This is a genomic window from Legionella drozanskii LLAP-1 (genome assembly GCF_001467585.1).
Taxonomy (GTDB): domain Bacteria; phylum Pseudomonadota; class Gammaproteobacteria; order Legionellales; family Legionellaceae; genus Tatlockia; species Tatlockia drozanskii.
In genome coordinates this window covers 82501-97704 of the sequence record NZ_LNXY01000020.1, presented here as the reverse complement: position 1 = coordinate 97704, position 15204 = coordinate 82501, and the positions used below count along the sequence as shown (strand labels likewise).

Genomic DNA, 15204 nt, shown 5'->3' with positions numbered 1-15204 from the left:
CGGTATATTTGTGAAATTTAACATTTATAACCCATGTAGTTGAAGCCAATATTCAAGCATACCCACTTGCCAAAGCTTAGATATACCAGTAGGAGTAAATTTTTTTCCTGAGTGTTTAAATAGGTTTTCGATGCTTTGTGAATTAAAAATGCCTCGTTCTTTTATTTTAGTAGGAGAAAGCACTTCACGCATCAACTCCAAAGTGCTTCCCTCTATATATTTTAAGGCGGGAACAGGAAAATACCCTTTTGGGCGATCTACAATTTGTTTAGGAAGTATTTTTTTTCCGAGCTGCTTCAAAATATATTTACCACCTTGAGGCAATTTATAATTTAAAGGCATAGAAACGGCCAGTTTGATCATTTCCTCATCCAAAAAGGGTACTCTTGCTTCAAGACTTGCAGCCATTGTCATATTATCAACCCTGCTCAAAGGGCCATTTGCTAATGCGAAAGTGCTTTCATATTTAATTAGATTGTCAATGGGATTTGTAGAATTATTTGTTTTGCAGAGATTAATTAAAAAAGTAGAGGCATGAGATAGTGTTTGAAAGTCCGGCATTACTAATTGTTGATATTCTTCAAAAGAACGATCCGCTACCTTGTTATATATAATCTCTGCTGATAATGAGGGTATTGCGTGTGTTTCATGTATATTTTGAAACCAGTGATATCCTGCAAAAATCTCGTCAGCACCTTGCCCTGAAAGAACTACTTTAACCTGTTTCGCAACTTCATGAGAAAGCAGATAAAAACCTATGTTATCATGGCTTAGCATTGGCTCTGACATTGCAGAAATACAATCCCCTAGTGAGTAGGCAAGTTGTTTATTGGAAATGAGCATCTGTTGATGTTGCGTTTTAAATTTTGAAGCAATTAGATTTGAATATAAAAATTCATTTCCTAGCTCCCCGTTTGAATTTTCAAATCCAATGGAGAACGTTTGGAGTTCTTTATGCCCAAGTGTGGAAGCCATCGCAACGAGTAACGAAGAGTCTAATCCCCCGGAAAGTAATATACCAACTGGAACATCTGCCGCCAATTGACGCTGTGTTGCTGATTTCAATACGCCATGGGTTTTTTTAATCCAGTACTCCTCATTACGAGAATGATCGGATTGTGTATCATCAACTTTTAATTTCCAGTAACTCTCTTCTTCAATTGTGCCGTCTTGATGCACAGTCATTATCAAGCCTGCAGGAAGTTTTCTTACTCCAGATAGAATGGTAAGTGGCTCAGGAACAGCATGAAATGTCAGGTAATAGTGAAGTGCTATTTTATCAATGGAAGTATCTACACCTCCAAACTCAATTAAAGCTGGCAAAGTTGAAGCAAATTTAAATCCACTGCGCGCATCAATACTATAATACAGGGGCTTAATACCCAAACGATCGCGAACTAGGATTAGTTTATCTGTATCTTGCTCCCAAATTGCAAAAGCAAACATACCATGCAAACGATGGACGCACTCTTTTCCCCAAGCATGATAGGCTTTAAGCAAAACTTCTGTATCACTATCTGATATAAAAGAATAACCTTTAGCCTTTAGCTCTTGGCGCAATGCTACGAAATTATAGATAGCTCCATTAAATACTAATGCTAAACCCAAATCTGAATCGACCATAGGCTGCATTCCTCGATTAGACAGATCAAATATCTTAAGCCTTCTATGTCCAAGCGCTATCCTCTTGGTGAGATATATTTGCCCATCATCAGGGCCGCGATTAAACTGCTTTGACAAGACATTCTCGAGGTTAACATGGGGAGTATATTTTTTGTTAAATTGTAATTCACCAGCAATACCACACATAGTCCTTTCCTATTTTTATAATTTAGAAATTAAAGTGGTGTATCTAACGGAATAACTGCATTTTTTTTCTTCAAATGGTTATATTTCCTAATTTTTTGAAATTTTCCACAATTTTAGTTTGGTTATGCAATAAATAATTCCCGTCTGTATAGAGGAGTTTGAAGTAAAAATTCGCTGACATTGTGTTTCACAATGTCTTTAAGACAATGATTGTGTGCAAAAACTTTTCGTTGTCGTTCGGAACTAGTACCTGCATTTAAAATCATATTAAGATTAGAAAAATAAGATTGATAGTTCAATTGTTTGATATAAGGTTTCAATTTTTCAAACCATTCGATAAGATCTTCACGCATTAACTTAGTTTTCCCCTCTGTATTCGTCACTAATTCAGCATCCAATCCATAACGAATAGCTCGCCATTTGTTTTCACGAGAAAGCCAATATGGAGGATAGGCCACTGACTCAAGCCAACTGCCATTATCAGCAAACCAATGGCCAAGAGTATGAATCAAAGCAACTAAAGCTAGGGTTTCTGATAAGGTTGCAGCCCCATCACAAACACGAATTTCCAAAGTACCAAAACCCGGACTTGGTCTTAAATCCCACCATAAATCTTTCAGGGATTTAATCGACCCACATAATTTTAATGATCGATAGAGATCTTCAAATTCTTTCCATGTACGGACGTGATAGGGTTGTCCTGCAGTTGGTAATGCTTCATAGGTGGTGGGTCTGCAAGAGGCAAGACCTGTGTCTATTCCTTGCCAAAAAGGAGAGCTTGAAGAAAGCGCTAATAGATGGGGTAAAAAATACATGAAAAAATTGTTAAATCGTATGCAATCTTCACCACTCGACATGCCAATGTGGACATGCAAACCATAAACGCTCATACGTCGAGTAAGCCATTGATTACGGTCAATTAATTCTTGATAACGCACCGTAGGAGAGATAACCCAATCGGAGTATTTAGAGAAAGGGTGTGAACCGGTTGTGGAAAATAAAATGCCTAAATCTTTTGTCGATGATTGTAGTGAAGCGAGTGTTGCATAAAGATCGTCTTCTATTTCTTGAGCACTATTACATTTATCTGTAATTATCTCTATGGTACTTAAATAAAACTCTTGTTTAATTTTCTCAAGGTGCGCTGTAGCATGAAGTACATCGGTTGCTCTGGAGCATAAATTATAGTCTTTGGCATCAATGAGCTGGAGCTCAATTTCTACTCCTAATGTTAATACCCCATTACTATTAAAATAAATCTCTTCATCTTCAGAGCTCTGTAATTGTGAGTCATTCTGAGTTGATTTTAAGAGGTTTTTAATTTGAGTATCCATTTGATAATGCTCCTTTCAAAATGGTATTTTGAGTATTACTAAATAGATTTGCGCATCGAAAAATAATTTCAATACTATTTTTGAGGATACTTCTATAGTTATATTGAATACTTGAATACAATAGTTAAGGCCCTTAAATATTTATATCTATTGATATGATTCGTACACAAAGTATTTATCATGGTAATGGGTAAATTTATCTATTGCAACCATTGATTTTTTAAAGAGTACTCCATGAATGATATTAAAAGCCAATCATTTGACACCAACAAAACGGCAATGCAACAATCAGAAGAGCGGTCTAAAAGTATTATTCTTGCCTTACGAAAAATTATGCAGCAGATGGATTATCACTCGAGAAGATTAAACAAATGTTACGGCTTGACGGTACCTCAAATAGTTTGTTTATATGAAATTTATGAGAATGGGATAATGACCATTTCCACCCTGTCAAAAAAAATATATTTATCCATGAGCACTATTGTAGGGATAATTGATCGGTTAGAAGAAAAACAATTTGTTCATCGGGCAAGAGATATTAAAGACCGCAGGATTATTTATATTGATATTACAGAAAAAGGAAAGGATTTTGTTACGGCCTCTCCTTATCTTCTGCATAATAGATTAAATGAGAATCTTCAAGTTTTAACTGAGAGTGAACAAATAACCCTCGCTCATTCGATTAATTTATTAGTTAATCTCCTAAAAGATATATAAGGCTGTCTTAAATAAAAAATTACTATGACTTTATTTTGTCCTGTTAATGACCCTGATGTGGTGGCTTCTAGTGAACCACGGAACACTCTCTTGAAAGACATAATTCAGCCTAGCTGATATACAATTATGTTTAATGGGGACGTTCCAATATGATTTTAAGATTTTTGCGTCAGAGCGCAAGTTACGCACCTCTAGGCCAATGCTCTATTTCGGTGTAAACGATGTACGCGATGAATCAATCTGCGATTCACTTCACGATGCTTTATAAATTTTCTATTGGCATTCAGTTTAAGTGGTCTTTGCTTTGCTGCGGTTTCACTCTCATTTGCAGAAGTTTCTTCATTCCCCGTTACAGTTTCAGTGTTTGTTGCTGATGTAGTATCCGGTGTTATTTTTGAAACACAACCCGTGAAATTGTAGCTTAAAAATATAACAAGAAGGTAAATCTTATATTTTTTCATAGCATTCCTTAGACTGACTAAAAATAGGCATTTAGGGCAAATAAAACAGTATAACTATTTCGTCCCAAGTTCAATCGATCGATTGGATAATATACGGGTAATCGTTGTCCTGTCGCTGTACTAAAGACATTGTAATTAACATCGCGCTGCAACCCTAAACTTTGTGTTGTATTACGCCACAGAGATGTTGTAAACGTAATAGTGTATTCGCGCGTGGGTAATAGTAAAGCAAGCGCCTGTTTGGTAAAACCATAGCCCAACGCCAGGCTACTAGGCTTGTCAAAAAAGCTAAATGCATAAGCACCTTCTAGATCGAAGGCTTTGGGTCTTGCCCCTCTGTCATCAAAAGTCATATCAATTGGTGAAAAGCGGCGAGTCGCCGTTAAATATTCAGCAATGACGCTAAAGGGACCCATGGTCAAATTACCATAAATGTCAAAACCAGGCACTCGATGATCGAGTACATTTCCTTTGAAACAAGGGAATGAAAAACCACCAAACAAAGTACAAGCTTGAGAAAGCTGTCCATTTAATTGAATGCCTCCTGAGTCAGCGATATTGGAAACATAGCCAAGGCCGATTTCCGCAGCCCATTCATCTTTTTTAACAAGATAATCAAGACTCAGCCCCCATTCATTAATCGCAGAGGAATGAATGGTTCTAATCGCAGTATCCCCATGATAGGCATAGACTGAGGCATCGAATTCCGTAGTATCTGTACTATGACTATATCCCAGTAAAAGCGGACGTTCAGAAGTATTAAACAACGATGCAGTTAAAGGGCTATTGATCATATAGCTATTATATTGACCAAAAGGTAGGTACATTTGTCCCATCGAGGCATAGAAGTCGAATTCATCAAGATTCCCGACCGTTACAAAACCCTGATCAAGATATAAACGAGAATTATAAACTCGCGGTCCGAACTGCGCCGGAGCTAATCCATCTAAAGGACGGTTATCATAGTCGAAACCAAAGAAACCAGTCACCCATTTACCAATACTTGCAAGACCGGTAATGTTTGCGACGGTTAAATCAATATCACTATTTGAGCGACCGACATAAGGTGTTAACCAATCTATTTGCCCAGACAAAGTGCCACTTAGTATAAGATAGTAGTTAGACAGGCCATTTTTAGAAAATGCGGCTGCAATTTCTTGCCGATATTGTAAAGCCAAAAGATCCGTATTTTGCTGTGAAAAATTGGTTATTAAATCAGAACCATCATAAGCGGCTTCTTGACCTAGGTAAGGGTTAATAATTGGAAAATACCCACCCAAGCGACGTACATAATCTTTATTTTTCATTTTCGCCGCTTGAGGATCAGCGTTCTTTTTATGGGTATTTTGATGATTTGAAGTTTTGGTTTTGGTTACAGCAGAAACTGGTTTAGAAGGCTTCACTACCTCTGCCGTTTTCTGTTGAGGCTGAACCCTTTTCACGATGGGTGGCTGCTGCGGTTTAGTTGTAAACTGCTGTTCAGCTTTTTTCGGTTTTGCCGCAGGCTGATGCTCACGAGTATGTTCTGCTAATTCGTTTTTTAATTGGGCGACTTCATTTCTTAAGGCACGTGTTTCTTCAAGGAGTTCTTTTATTTCCTTTGCACTTAAAGTGTCGGCAAATCCATTCGTGATAAGCCAGAGGAAAAAAATCGTTATTACAAACAGCCATTGCAAAATTTGTTTCAGGATATCCCTATTTCGTTTAACCATTTTTGCAATAACTATTATTTAAAAAAAAATTCGAGAGACCAAGTAAACTATCTCAGTCTCATCCTGGTCTACCACTCGATGAATTAGGCAAGTACTTCCTGAAGAAAGTTTGTCATCGCTTGTAGAGCTCGTCGTTCGGCTTTTGCATTATAGACAGTACCTAATTGGGTATCATGAGCATGTGGATTCATAAAAGCGTGTTGCGTATGACCATAGACATAGACTTGCCAATCCACTTTAGCCATCGTCATTTCTAGGCAAAACTCGTTCACCTCCTCAGGTTGAACCATAGGATCATCATAGCCATGTAAGGCTAAAACTTTGGCATGAATCGTATCATTAGCCAGCTCTTTGGGTTTATTTAATAAACCATGAAAACTGACCACGCCTTTTAGCTCTGCCCCACTTCGAGCCAAATCAAGAGCGCATAAACCTCCAAAACAAAATCCGATGATGGCTATTCGGTTAATATCCACTTCAGACATAGCGATTAGAGCATCAAATGCTGCACGAATACGGTCACGAAGCATGCGACGATCATTGATCAGCGGCTCCATCAGCGCGTTTTTTTCGTGAGTTGAGGCCCCCAATCGCCCCTTACCATACATATCTACCGCAAAACCAAGATACCCCATTTCGACGAGCATTTGCGCTTTTTCACATGCAAAGTCATTACGGCCTGACCAATCATGGACGACTAAAACTGCTGGTCTCGGTTTATCGGTGCTATCATCGTAAGCTAAAAAACCGTGTAATTCCTGTTCACCATGATGATATAAGTAGTTCGATGTGTGCATGAAAAGTCCTTGTTCAGCAAATAATCTGAGGGATTGAATTTCCGGTAAGACAAATTCTGCCAGACGTGTTTGAAAAATGCGAGTCATAGCTGATTTAATTGTATTATTTTTTTTATCAACGCTTGAATTTAAGAGCAGATTGGTATCTTTACAAACTAAGTTAGGGATTTATGTTCAAAATTGGCTTAAACTGAAAATTATTATCCTACATTTTAATCTATGAAACCGATCCGCGCCTTTTTCGCTGTTTCCATGCCAGAATCGCTACAAAGCTCCATGAAAAAAACACTGGCCTTACTTCAATCTCACCAACTGCCAATGCGAGCAATACGCTGGACCAACTTGCAAAATTTACATGTCACTTTACAGTTTTTACCCGAGATTCAGTATGATCATCTGAATCTAATGATTGAGAAAGTAAAAATGGAATTGAAAAATATCCTCGCTTTCGAATTAGAATTAGGAAATCTTCAATTATTTCCGTCCGCGAAACACCCGCGAGTGATTGCCCTTCAAGCAGGACCGCAGGAGGACTTAGCGAATATCGCAAAGAAAATAGGATTAGGAATTTCTGCGGTCCACTACTCGCTCGCTCAAGAAGACTTTCGCGGTCACTTAACTCTAGGACGAATTCAGAGAAATACTCAGCTTAATGGTATTGAGCAGCTAGACTTACCACCACTCCCAACAGTTAAAATCAGTGAAATTTGTTTATTTGAAAGCAAAACTGGTTATAAAGAACAAATCTACATCCCTTTGGCATATTTTAAGCTTACTTCTTAATGCTCAAACATTTATTCGGCTCAATTAAAGGACGTTATTCTTGATTTTTTGAACTAGGATTAAATTATAATAAATTCCAGGAAGGATAATAATTATGCTTGCCAATTCATTGACTGAATTTTGGGATTTAATTCATGCGCAGTTGTGTTACCAATTATTTATTACACCTATTCATTTACCCATCGAAAAAGAATATCGAGAATTTGCCCGTCGGGCACGTGAATTTTTTGTTGAAAATCGCAGCTTTTCCATTCCTGTTAGCAGCCCTCGACATCACGTGATTCATTGTTTTGAGCAAGTCAACAATCCTCAAGCCAAAAAAGTACTTATTGCTCACGGATGGATATCAAGAGCGGCCTATATGGCGCGCCTCATTCGTGCGCTGCATCAGCAAGGTTATCATGTTTATGCCATTGATTTTCCAGCTCATGGGGAGGCAAAAGGACTACAACTTACCTGGATGGATGCAGTCATGATCTTAAGGCAAACTATCAATAATTTTGGGCCATTTCATGGAATGATCGGCCATTCATTCGGTGGCTCCATGATTTTAAATACTTTAAATTTAGCCAACCAATTTGCTGAGTGGGAAATTAATAAAGTACCTGAACGTGTGGTGTTAATGTCATCGCCAACCCGTATGCGCACCCCAGTAAGTAAATTAGCAAGACGACTTAGACTTAGCGGGAAAGGCCTTATTTTATTACGAGAACTTTTTCGCCAAAATGCTAGCCCTGATATAAAACACCTTGATTTTCGTCATTTTATTAATCACTCAAAAACGCCAGTGCTCTGCATTCACGGCGAAGATGATGATTCGATTACGCCCTATGAATCGACCATTTTCTGCGAACAATATCCGCATGCTTCTCTTACTTTATTGCCGGACGCCGATCATGTTAGTGTTTTGCTCGATGAACGAGTAGAAACCAAAGTGTGTGAGTTTTTAACCTAATCCAGTGTTTGACGATATCGCTTAACACCAATTAGCATCACTACAAGGGTAAAAACCAGAATAGGAATTAACTCAGGCCAAACTTCTAAAAACCCATTTCCTTTTAATAAAATACCCCGTGCGATAACCAAAAAATGCGTTAGCGGAAGAATATTACCAATCCATTGGGCCCATTCAGGCATTCCTCGAAAAGGGAACATAAAGCCAGACAATAACATTGACGGTAAAAAGAAAAATAACGCCGCTTGAACTGCTTGCAATTGACTCGTCGCCACCGTCGAAAAAGTTAAGCCCATTGCTAAATTTGCCGCAATAAACGGCAAGCAAAGCAATAATAAAAGGCTAATACTACCCTGAATAGGAATTTCGAATAAAAACTTGGAAATCATCAAAATGAGTAATACTTGAATATAACCAACAATAATATAGGGTAATATTTTAGCAACCATGACCTCTATTGGCCTAAGCGGAGTAGCCAATAAATTCTCCATGGTACCCCGCTCATATTCTTTTGTGATCGCAAGGGTCGTAATCACGACCATCGTCATGGTTAAGACAACACCAAGCAATCCAGGCACGATATTATAGGCAGTAATTGCCAACGGATTATAAACTGCATGTACAATCGGCTGGTAAGGCGTTGAATTACTCGCTAAATTATTTAATGGCCCAATTAACTCTTCTTTTAAACTTAAAGAGGCCATATCAATAAACACAGAAATAGCGCGGCTTGTCGCAGCCGGATCAGTGGCATCCGCTTCCAATAGCAAGTTCGGTTTTAATCCTTTGACAAGATCATGAGAAAAATTAGTAGGAAAGTTCAAAACAAATTGCACTTTTCCTCTTTGCAATAAATCACGAGCTTCTTTTTCACTGGATGCAGGGCTAACGAATTTAAAATAAGTTGAATTTTCCATGCCTACCAGAATCCTTCGACCAAAAACGCTGTGATCCGGATTAACAATCGCGGTAGGTAAATAGCGCGGATTTGTGTTAATTGCATAACCAAATAACATTAATTGCATTAAAGGGATACCAATAATCATTGCGAAGGTTCCCTTATCGCGGCGCATTTGCACAAATTCTTTCGCCATAAGGGCGAACATTCGTGTCGTTGACCAGAATTTCAACCGATTTCTCCCTGCGATTGATTGACCAAACTTATAAATGCATCCTCTAAAGTAGTATCTATAGCTCGCCAGGTCACTGCGTTGTTTTTGACTAAATCATTTAAACCAGACTCTATGATTGCTGCATCGAAGCCACAAATATGAATTTTATTACCAAAAAGAGCAGCTTGTGTAACCCCTTTAGTTATTTTAGCTTGCTGTAACAAAGTAGTTGTCACTTCGCCGGCAATTTCCCAGGTTTTTAGTTTTGTTTTGGCGATGACTTCTTTGATAGTGCCTGTAATCAATAAATTACCATTAGCAAGATAAGCTAAACGAGTACAACGCTCGGCTTCATCCATATAATGAGTCGAAACTAAGATAGTTACACCATGCTCACTTAAGCTATGAATCTTATCCCAAAACTCACGTCGAGCGAGGGGGTCGACACCGGATGTAGGTTCGTCGAGCAATAATAGTTCGGGCTCGTGTAATAAACAGGCTGCTAAGGCAACTCGTTGTTTCCAACCACCTGACAATTCGCCTGTGAGTTGTTTTTGTCTTGGAGTCAAATTAAACTCATCTAGAATTTTAGCCACTTTGGCTTTGCGGTTGTCAATATTATAAATTCGCGCCATTAAGATTAAATTTTCCTGAACGGTTAACTCATTGTAAAAGCTAAATCGCTGAGTCATATAACCCACATGAGGTTTAATTTTTTTAGACTCACTAACAATATCAAAACCTAAACAGGTTCCTTGACCAGCATCTGGCGTTAAAAGCCCGCATAACATGCGAATCGTCGTTGTTTTCCCACTGCCATTCGGGCCTAAAAATCCAAATACCTCGCCCTTTTGGATATGCAAATCAACATGATTGACTACCATCTTGTCATCAAACGACTTACATAAATTGACCACATCGATAACATATTCACTCATGGTAAAGTCACCAACACAGGTTGACCGGGTTTAAATTGCTCCGGATGCTCAGTCACGGCTTTAATGCGAAAAACCAGTTTGTCATTATTCGAGCGACTATAAACAAGAGGGGGTATGTATTGAGCTTCTGGAGATATATAGGCAATTGTCGCTTCATTTGGATTCGTACACCCATCGCAACTAAACTGAACTTTTTGACCCCGATGAACCGCAGCTAATTTATCTACGGGAATAAAAAATTCAATACGCACATTTGCAGGTGGCAATAAAGATAATACCGCTTGCTGACTAGGAACAAATTCACCCACTCGAAAATAAGTATCAAAAATATAACCATCGATTGGCGCAGAGATGGTTTTTTGGGCCAATTGCCATTTGGCCTCACTCAATTTTTCCGTTACAGAAATAATTTGCGCCTCTTGCGCTTTGATTTGCTCATTACGACTACCCAAGCGTGCTAGTTGTAAATTAGATTCATACTGCGCCTTTAAATGTTTCTGCTCATTGTATTTGGCCACAGCTGCATCCACTGAATCTTTGTCAATTGCATGTCTTGCATAAAGTGTAGTCATTCGGCTGACTCTAATTTCAGCCAGTTTTAGCTCAGCATCACTTTGTGCAATTTGGGCTTTAATTGCCTCAATTTCTGGCACACGTTTTGGTTTTTCGAGATCTAATAAAACTTTTTCTGCTTGTAATAGATCGGCTTCATTTTGTTTAATAACCAATATTTGTGGATTATCATCAAGAACAAATAACAATTGTCCTTGACGCACCTGATCGCCACGACTTACTAGTAATTTTTTTAAGATACCGGAATTTGAAGAAGCTAAATAAATATTCTCCCCTTCGACATATCCCTGATAAGTATTTCCATTATCAGACTTGTTACAACTTAGGATCATTGCTACAAGTAAGATAGTGAAAAGAAATTTTGTAGGCATTTAATTAATTTTTTATTATTTTTATTTAGTATAGTTAATGGGAGAGTAGTCCGCATACTATTCTTCTAATGAAAATATTAGTTGCTCTTATGCAACTCAACCATTTTTAGATTCTGGATAAAATTATGAAATATGATCTAATTGTCATAGGTGGTGGAAGTGGTGGTATCGCCAGTGCAGTTCGTGCAGCCAAATACGGTGCAAAAGTTGCCGTTGTAGAGCAAAGACATTTAGGCGGCACCTGTGTAAATCTTGGTTGCGTACCCAAAAAAATTATGTTTAACGCATCGATGGTTGCGGAAACCTTAAGAAAGTCGCGTGATTTTGGTTTTAGTCCGGTCCAGATCAAATTGGATTGGCACGCACTAGTGCACAAACGCGATGCTTATATCGAAAAACTCCGCGAAAATTACGCCAAACGCTTTACCGATTACGAAATGACTTATTTGCATGGTAAAGGGGTGTTTGTAAACCGCAATACTATCGATGTTGGTGGAGAGCAATATCAAGCCGATCATATTATTATTGCCACTGGAGGAGAACCTATTATTCCTAACGGGATGGAAGGGGTACAGTATGCTATTGATTCAGATGGCTTTTTTTCTTTAGCGGAGAGACCTAACAAGGTCGCAATTATTGGTAGCGGGTATATTGGCGTTGAACTAGCCGGTGTATTGAATGGTTTAGGGTCAGAAACTCATTTATTAATTAAGGGCCAGCGTCCCTTACGTCGCTTTGACACTATCTTGGGTGAAACCTTACTGGAAATCATGGAGCGTCAAAAAATTCATCTCCATCTTGATCATCATGCCCATGCAATTACTTTGCAAGAAGATGAGCGCAAAACGATCCATTGTCGAAGTGGCTCGATCATTGCTGATATAGATACCGTTATCGTTGCTGTGGGTCGTTCACCTCGCACTTTCGGCTTAAATCTTGAGTCGCTTAAAATGAAAAGAGACAACCATGGACTTATAATCGTTGACCGTTATCAGAATACTTCCATTCCTGGAATTTACGCTATTGGCGATGTCACAGATGCTCCGGCTTTAACTCCGGTTGCGGTAGCGGCTGGTCGAAAACTTGCCGATCGACTTTTTGGGAAGCAAAAAGAAGCTCATCTAAACTATGACAATATTTGTTCTGTTATTTTTACTCATCCTCCTATCGGAAGTGTTGGTTTAAGTGAAGAAGAAGCCGTGGCTAAGTATGGGCAAGAGAAAATTAAAATTTATCAAACTCGTTTTAACCCTATGTACGATGCCTTAAGCGAAGAAAAGACACCTACTGTAATGAAATTAGTCACTCATGGCGAACAAGAAAAAATCATTGGCATCCATATTATTGGCTACGGAGCCGATGAAATGCTGCAAGGATTTGGTGTTGCTGTTAAAATGGGGGCTTGCAAGAAGGATTTTGACAACACGGTTGCCATCCATCCCACTAGCGCAGAAGAATTAGTAACCATGGTATAAAAATGAATAAAACTCGATCTTTTAACAATAAATCTCCTTCTCTCGGCGAAAGAGTTTACATTGATCCACAATCATCAGTCATCGGTGAGGTCACCTTAGGCGATGATGTATCAGTATGGCCTATGGCTGTCATTCGCGGTGATGTCAATTTCATTAGAATTGGTGATTTATCTAATGTCCAAGATGCCGCTGTTTTACATGTTACTCATGATGGTCCTTACACTCCTGGTGGTCAGCCTCTTATTATTGGCAAAGGAGTGACAATTGGCCATCACGCTGTTTTACATGCATGCCGTATTGATGATTACTGCTTAATTGGCATGGGAGCGTTAATTCTTGATAATGTGCATGTTGAACATCATGTAATGATTGGTGCAGGTAGTTTAGTACCACCAGGAAAACGTTTGGAGACTGGTTATTTATATCTAGGCAATCCTGCCAAATCTCTAAGAAAGTTGACTGAAAAAGAGCTAGAGCATCTAGAATACTCTGCCCATCACTATACCCGACTTAAAGATAAGTATTTACAAGCCTAAGTTTGTTTAGTAATTCTTGAAGTCTTCGCATGAAGTACGTCATGCAATCAAGCAAAAAAAAAGCGGCATAAAAGCCGCTTTCTATAATAAAACCCTGGCGATGACCTACTTTCACATGGGGAAGCCCCACACTATCATTGGCGCAGGAATGTTTCACTTCTGAGTTCGAGATGGATTCAGGTGGTTCCAAACCGCTATAGTCGCCAGGAAAACTGGGAACTGTTTGGTATTATCTACCAAACAGTCTGGTAAAGAGTTGAGGTAACACAAGGTTATTATCTTAACGCTAAGCAGCTATTTATTGCTCTCACCTAACGTCTTTCTTTTCATCTATTGTCGCTTGCTTTCCAAACACCTGAAGCGATTCAGGTTATATGGTCAAGACAATCAGCCAATTAGTACGAGTTAGCTTCACGCATTACTGCGCTTCCACACCTCGCCTATCAACGTCGTAGTCTTCAACGGGCTTCATGGGAAAACTCATCTTGAGGGAGGCTTCCCGCTTAGATGCTTTCAGCGGTTATCCCGTCCGAACTTAGCTACCCGGCAATGCGACTGGCGTCACAACCGGTACACCAGAGGTTCGTCCACTCCGGTCCTCTCGTACTAGGAGCAGCTCCTCTCAATTTTCCTACGCCCACGGCAGATAGGGACCGAACTGTCTCACGACGTTCTAAACCCAGCTCGCGTACCACTTTAAATGGCGAACAGCCATACCCTTGGGACCTGCTTCAGCCCCAGGATGTGATGAGCCGACATCGAGGTGCCAAACACCGCCGTCGATATGAACTCTTGGGCGGTATCAGCCTGTTATCCCCGGAGTACCTTTTATCCGTTGAGCGATGGCCCTTCCATTCAGAACCACCGGATCACTAAGACCAACTTTCGTTCCTGCTCGAGCCGTCACTCTCGCAGTCAAGCACCCTTTTGCCTTTACACTCTTGGTACGATGTCCGACCGTACCGAGGGTACCTTTGTGCTCCTCCGTTACTCTTTGGGAGGAGACCGCCCCAGTCAAACTACCCATCATACACTGTCCTCATCCAGGATTACTGGACCAAGTTAGAACCTCAATAATAACAGGGTGGTATTTCAAGGTTGGCTCCATACGTACTGGCGTACATACTTCTTAGCCTCCCACCTATCCTACACAGTTATCATCAAAGTCCAGTGCAAAACTATAGTAAAGGTTCACGGGGTCTTTCCGTCTAGCCGCGGGTACACTGCATCTTCACAGCGATTTCAATTTCACTGAGTCTCGGGTGGAGACAGTGTGGCCATCGTTACGCCATTCGTGCAGGTCGGAACTTACCCGACAAGGAATTTCGCTACCTTAGGACCGTTATAGTTACGGCCGCCGTTTACCGGGGCTTCGATCAAGAGCTTCTCCGAAGATAACCCCATCAATTAACCTTCCGGCACCGGGCAGGCGTCACACCCTATACGTCTTCTTACGAATTTGCAGAGTGCTGTGTTTTTAATAAACAGTCGCAGCCACCTGGTCTCTGCGGCCCTCTTCAGCTCATTAAGCATGTTAACTCACCAAAAAGGGCGTACCTTCTCCCGAAGTTACGGTACCATTTTGCCTAGTTCCTTCACCCGAGTTCTCTCAAGCGCCTTAGTATTCTCTA

At 39.7% G+C, this 15204-nt stretch carries 13 protein-coding genes and 2 rRNA genes (1 of these 15 only partly in view); 5 read left to right on the top strand and 10 right to left on the bottom strand.

The window, feature by feature from the left end; genetic code table 11:
* Positions 1 to 24 precede the first annotated feature (24 nt).
* Both Ldro_RS04765 and Ldro_RS04760 read right to left on the bottom strand, forming a co-directional pair.
* The gene (locus Ldro_RS04765; protein WP_058495275.1) at positions 25 to 1809 is read right to left on the bottom strand and encodes an N-acetylglutaminylglutamine amidotransferase; all 1785 of its coding nucleotides are present in this window, start codon (positions 1807 to 1809) and stop codon (positions 25 to 27) included.
* Between the two features lie 122 nt (positions 1810 to 1931).
* Positions 1932 to 3143 (bottom strand): carboxylate-amine ligase, encoded by a 1212-nt coding sequence (locus tag Ldro_RS04760; protein ID WP_058495274.1) that lies wholly within the window; start codon positions 3141 to 3143, stop codon positions 1932 to 1934.
* A gap of 234 nt (positions 3144 to 3377) precedes the next feature.
* On the opposite strand from Ldro_RS04760, the gene Ldro_RS04755 reads away from it, so the two are divergent.
* Positions 3378 to 3860, top strand: coding sequence for a MarR family winged helix-turn-helix transcriptional regulator (locus Ldro_RS04755; protein ID WP_058495273.1), 483 nt, complete (start codon positions 3378 to 3380; stop codon positions 3858 to 3860).
* A gap of 191 nt (positions 3861 to 4051) precedes the next feature.
* Here the strand turns inward: Ldro_RS04755 and Ldro_RS04750 are convergent, their stop codons facing one another.
* The 3 genes from Ldro_RS04750 to Ldro_RS04740 form a co-directional block, all read right to left on the bottom strand.
* A complete protein-coding gene (locus Ldro_RS04750) occupies positions 4052 to 4321 on the bottom strand; it encodes a hypothetical protein (RefSeq protein ID WP_058495272.1) in 270 nt (89 codons plus the stop codon).
* Positions 4322 to 4338: 17 nt separating this feature from the next.
* The gene (locus Ldro_RS04745) at positions 4339 to 6033 is read right to left on the bottom strand and encodes an LbtU family siderophore porin (RefSeq protein WP_058495271.1); all 1695 of its coding nucleotides are present in this window, start codon (positions 6031 to 6033) and stop codon (positions 4339 to 4341) included.
* Between the two features lie 83 nt (positions 6034 to 6116).
* Positions 6117 to 6830: a dienelactone hydrolase family protein gene (locus tag Ldro_RS04740; protein WP_058496059.1), complete on the bottom strand. Its 714-nt coding sequence runs from the start codon at positions 6828 to 6830 to the stop codon at positions 6117 to 6119.
* A gap of 219 nt (positions 6831 to 7049) precedes the next feature.
* Between Ldro_RS04740 and thpR the strand changes: the two genes are divergently transcribed.
* Positions 7050 to 7613 (top strand): RNA 2',3'-cyclic phosphodiesterase, encoded by a 564-nt coding sequence (thpR, locus tag Ldro_RS04735; protein ID WP_058495270.1) that lies wholly within the window; start codon positions 7050 to 7052, stop codon positions 7611 to 7613.
* 94 nt (positions 7614 to 7707) lie between these two features.
* Positions 7708 to 8568, top strand: coding sequence for an alpha/beta hydrolase (locus tag Ldro_RS04730; protein WP_058495269.1), 861 nt, complete (start codon positions 7708 to 7710; stop codon positions 8566 to 8568).
* On the opposite strand, the gene Ldro_RS04725 is transcribed toward Ldro_RS04730, so the two are convergent.
* Genes Ldro_RS04725 through Ldro_RS04715 form a run of 3 tightly spaced genes read right to left on the bottom strand, consistent with a single transcriptional unit; the run spans position 8565 to position 11562 of the window.
* Positions 8565 to 9698, bottom strand: coding sequence for an ABC transporter permease (locus tag Ldro_RS04725; protein WP_238583967.1), 1134 nt, complete (start codon positions 9696 to 9698; stop codon positions 8565 to 8567). The genes Ldro_RS04730 and Ldro_RS04725 overlap by 4 nt on opposite strands.
* On the bottom strand, positions 9695 to 10618 hold the full coding sequence (locus Ldro_RS04720; protein ID WP_058495267.1) for an ABC transporter ATP-binding protein: 924 nt from the start codon (positions 10616 to 10618) through the stop codon (positions 9695 to 9697). Before Ldro_RS04720 ends, Ldro_RS04725 begins: the two co-directional genes overlap by 4 nt.
* Positions 10615 to 11562, bottom strand: coding sequence for an HlyD family secretion protein (locus Ldro_RS04715; RefSeq protein ID WP_058495266.1), 948 nt, complete (start codon positions 11560 to 11562; stop codon positions 10615 to 10617). The genes Ldro_RS04720 and Ldro_RS04715 overlap by 4 nt, the downstream gene beginning before the upstream one ends.
* Positions 11563 to 11687: 125 nt before the next feature.
* Between Ldro_RS04715 and gorA the strand changes: the two genes are divergently transcribed.
* Together gorA and Ldro_RS04705 are read left to right on the top strand one after the other, a co-directional pair.
* Positions 11688 to 13037 (top strand): glutathione-disulfide reductase, encoded by a 1350-nt coding sequence (gene gorA, locus Ldro_RS04710; protein ID WP_058495265.1) that lies wholly within the window; start codon positions 11688 to 11690, stop codon positions 13035 to 13037.
* A 2-nt stretch (positions 13038 to 13039) separates the two neighbouring features.
* Complete coding sequence (locus Ldro_RS04705; protein ID WP_058495264.1) at positions 13040 to 13573, top strand: gamma carbonic anhydrase family protein; 534 nt, start codon at positions 13040 to 13042, stop codon at positions 13571 to 13573.
* Positions 13574 to 13665: 92 nt separating this feature from the next.
* Here the strand turns inward: Ldro_RS04705 and rrf are convergent.
* Together rrf and Ldro_RS04695 are read right to left on the bottom strand one after the other, a co-directional pair.
* Positions 13666 to 13781, bottom strand: a 5S ribosomal RNA gene (gene rrf / locus Ldro_RS04700).
* 166 nt (positions 13782 to 13947) lie between these two features.
* Positions 13948 to 15204 (bottom strand): 23S ribosomal RNA (locus Ldro_RS04695); it runs 1638 nt beyond the window's last position.

Bases quoted from the DNA above. Each gene is read 5' to 3' on its own strand.
- Ldro_RS04705 (WP_058495264.1), top strand. From the start codon at position 13,040: ATGAATAAAACTCGATCTTTTAACAATAAATCTCCTTCTCTCGGCGAA.
- Ldro_RS04730 (WP_058495269.1), top strand. From the start codon at position 7,708: ATGCTTGCCAATTCATTGACTGAATTTTGGGATTTAATTCATGCGCAG.
- Ldro_RS04755 (WP_058495273.1), top strand. From the start codon at position 3,378: ATGAATGATATTAAAAGCCAATCATTTGACACCAACAAAACGGCAATG.
- thpR (WP_058495270.1), top strand. From the start codon at position 7,050: ATGAAACCGATCCGCGCCTTTTTCGCTGTTTCCATGCCAGAATCGCTA.
- Ldro_RS04715 (WP_058495266.1), bottom strand. From the start codon at position 11,562: ATGCCTACAAAATTTCTTTTCACTATCTTACTTGTAGCAATGATCCTA.
- Ldro_RS04745 (WP_058495271.1), bottom strand. From the start codon at position 6,033: ATGGTTAAACGAAATAGGGATATCCTGAAACAAATTTTGCAATGGCTG.
- Ldro_RS04740 (WP_058496059.1), bottom strand. From the start codon at position 6,830: ATGCACACATCGAACTACTTATATCATCATGGTGAACAGGAATTACAC.
- Ldro_RS04765 (WP_058495275.1), bottom strand. From the start codon at position 1,809: ATGTGTGGTATTGCTGGTGAATTACAATTTAACAAAAAATATACTCCC.
- gorA (WP_058495265.1), top strand. From the start codon at position 11,688: ATGAAATATGATCTAATTGTCATAGGTGGTGGAAGTGGTGGTATCGCC.
- Ldro_RS04750 (WP_058495272.1), bottom strand. From the start codon at position 4,321: ATGAAAAAATATAAGATTTACCTTCTTGTTATATTTTTAAGCTACAAT.
- Ldro_RS04720 (WP_058495267.1), bottom strand. From the start codon at position 10,618: ATGAGTGAATATGTTATCGATGTGGTCAATTTATGTAAGTCGTTTGAT.
- Ldro_RS04760 (WP_058495274.1), bottom strand. From the start codon at position 3,143: ATGGATACTCAAATTAAAAACCTCTTAAAATCAACTCAGAATGACTCA.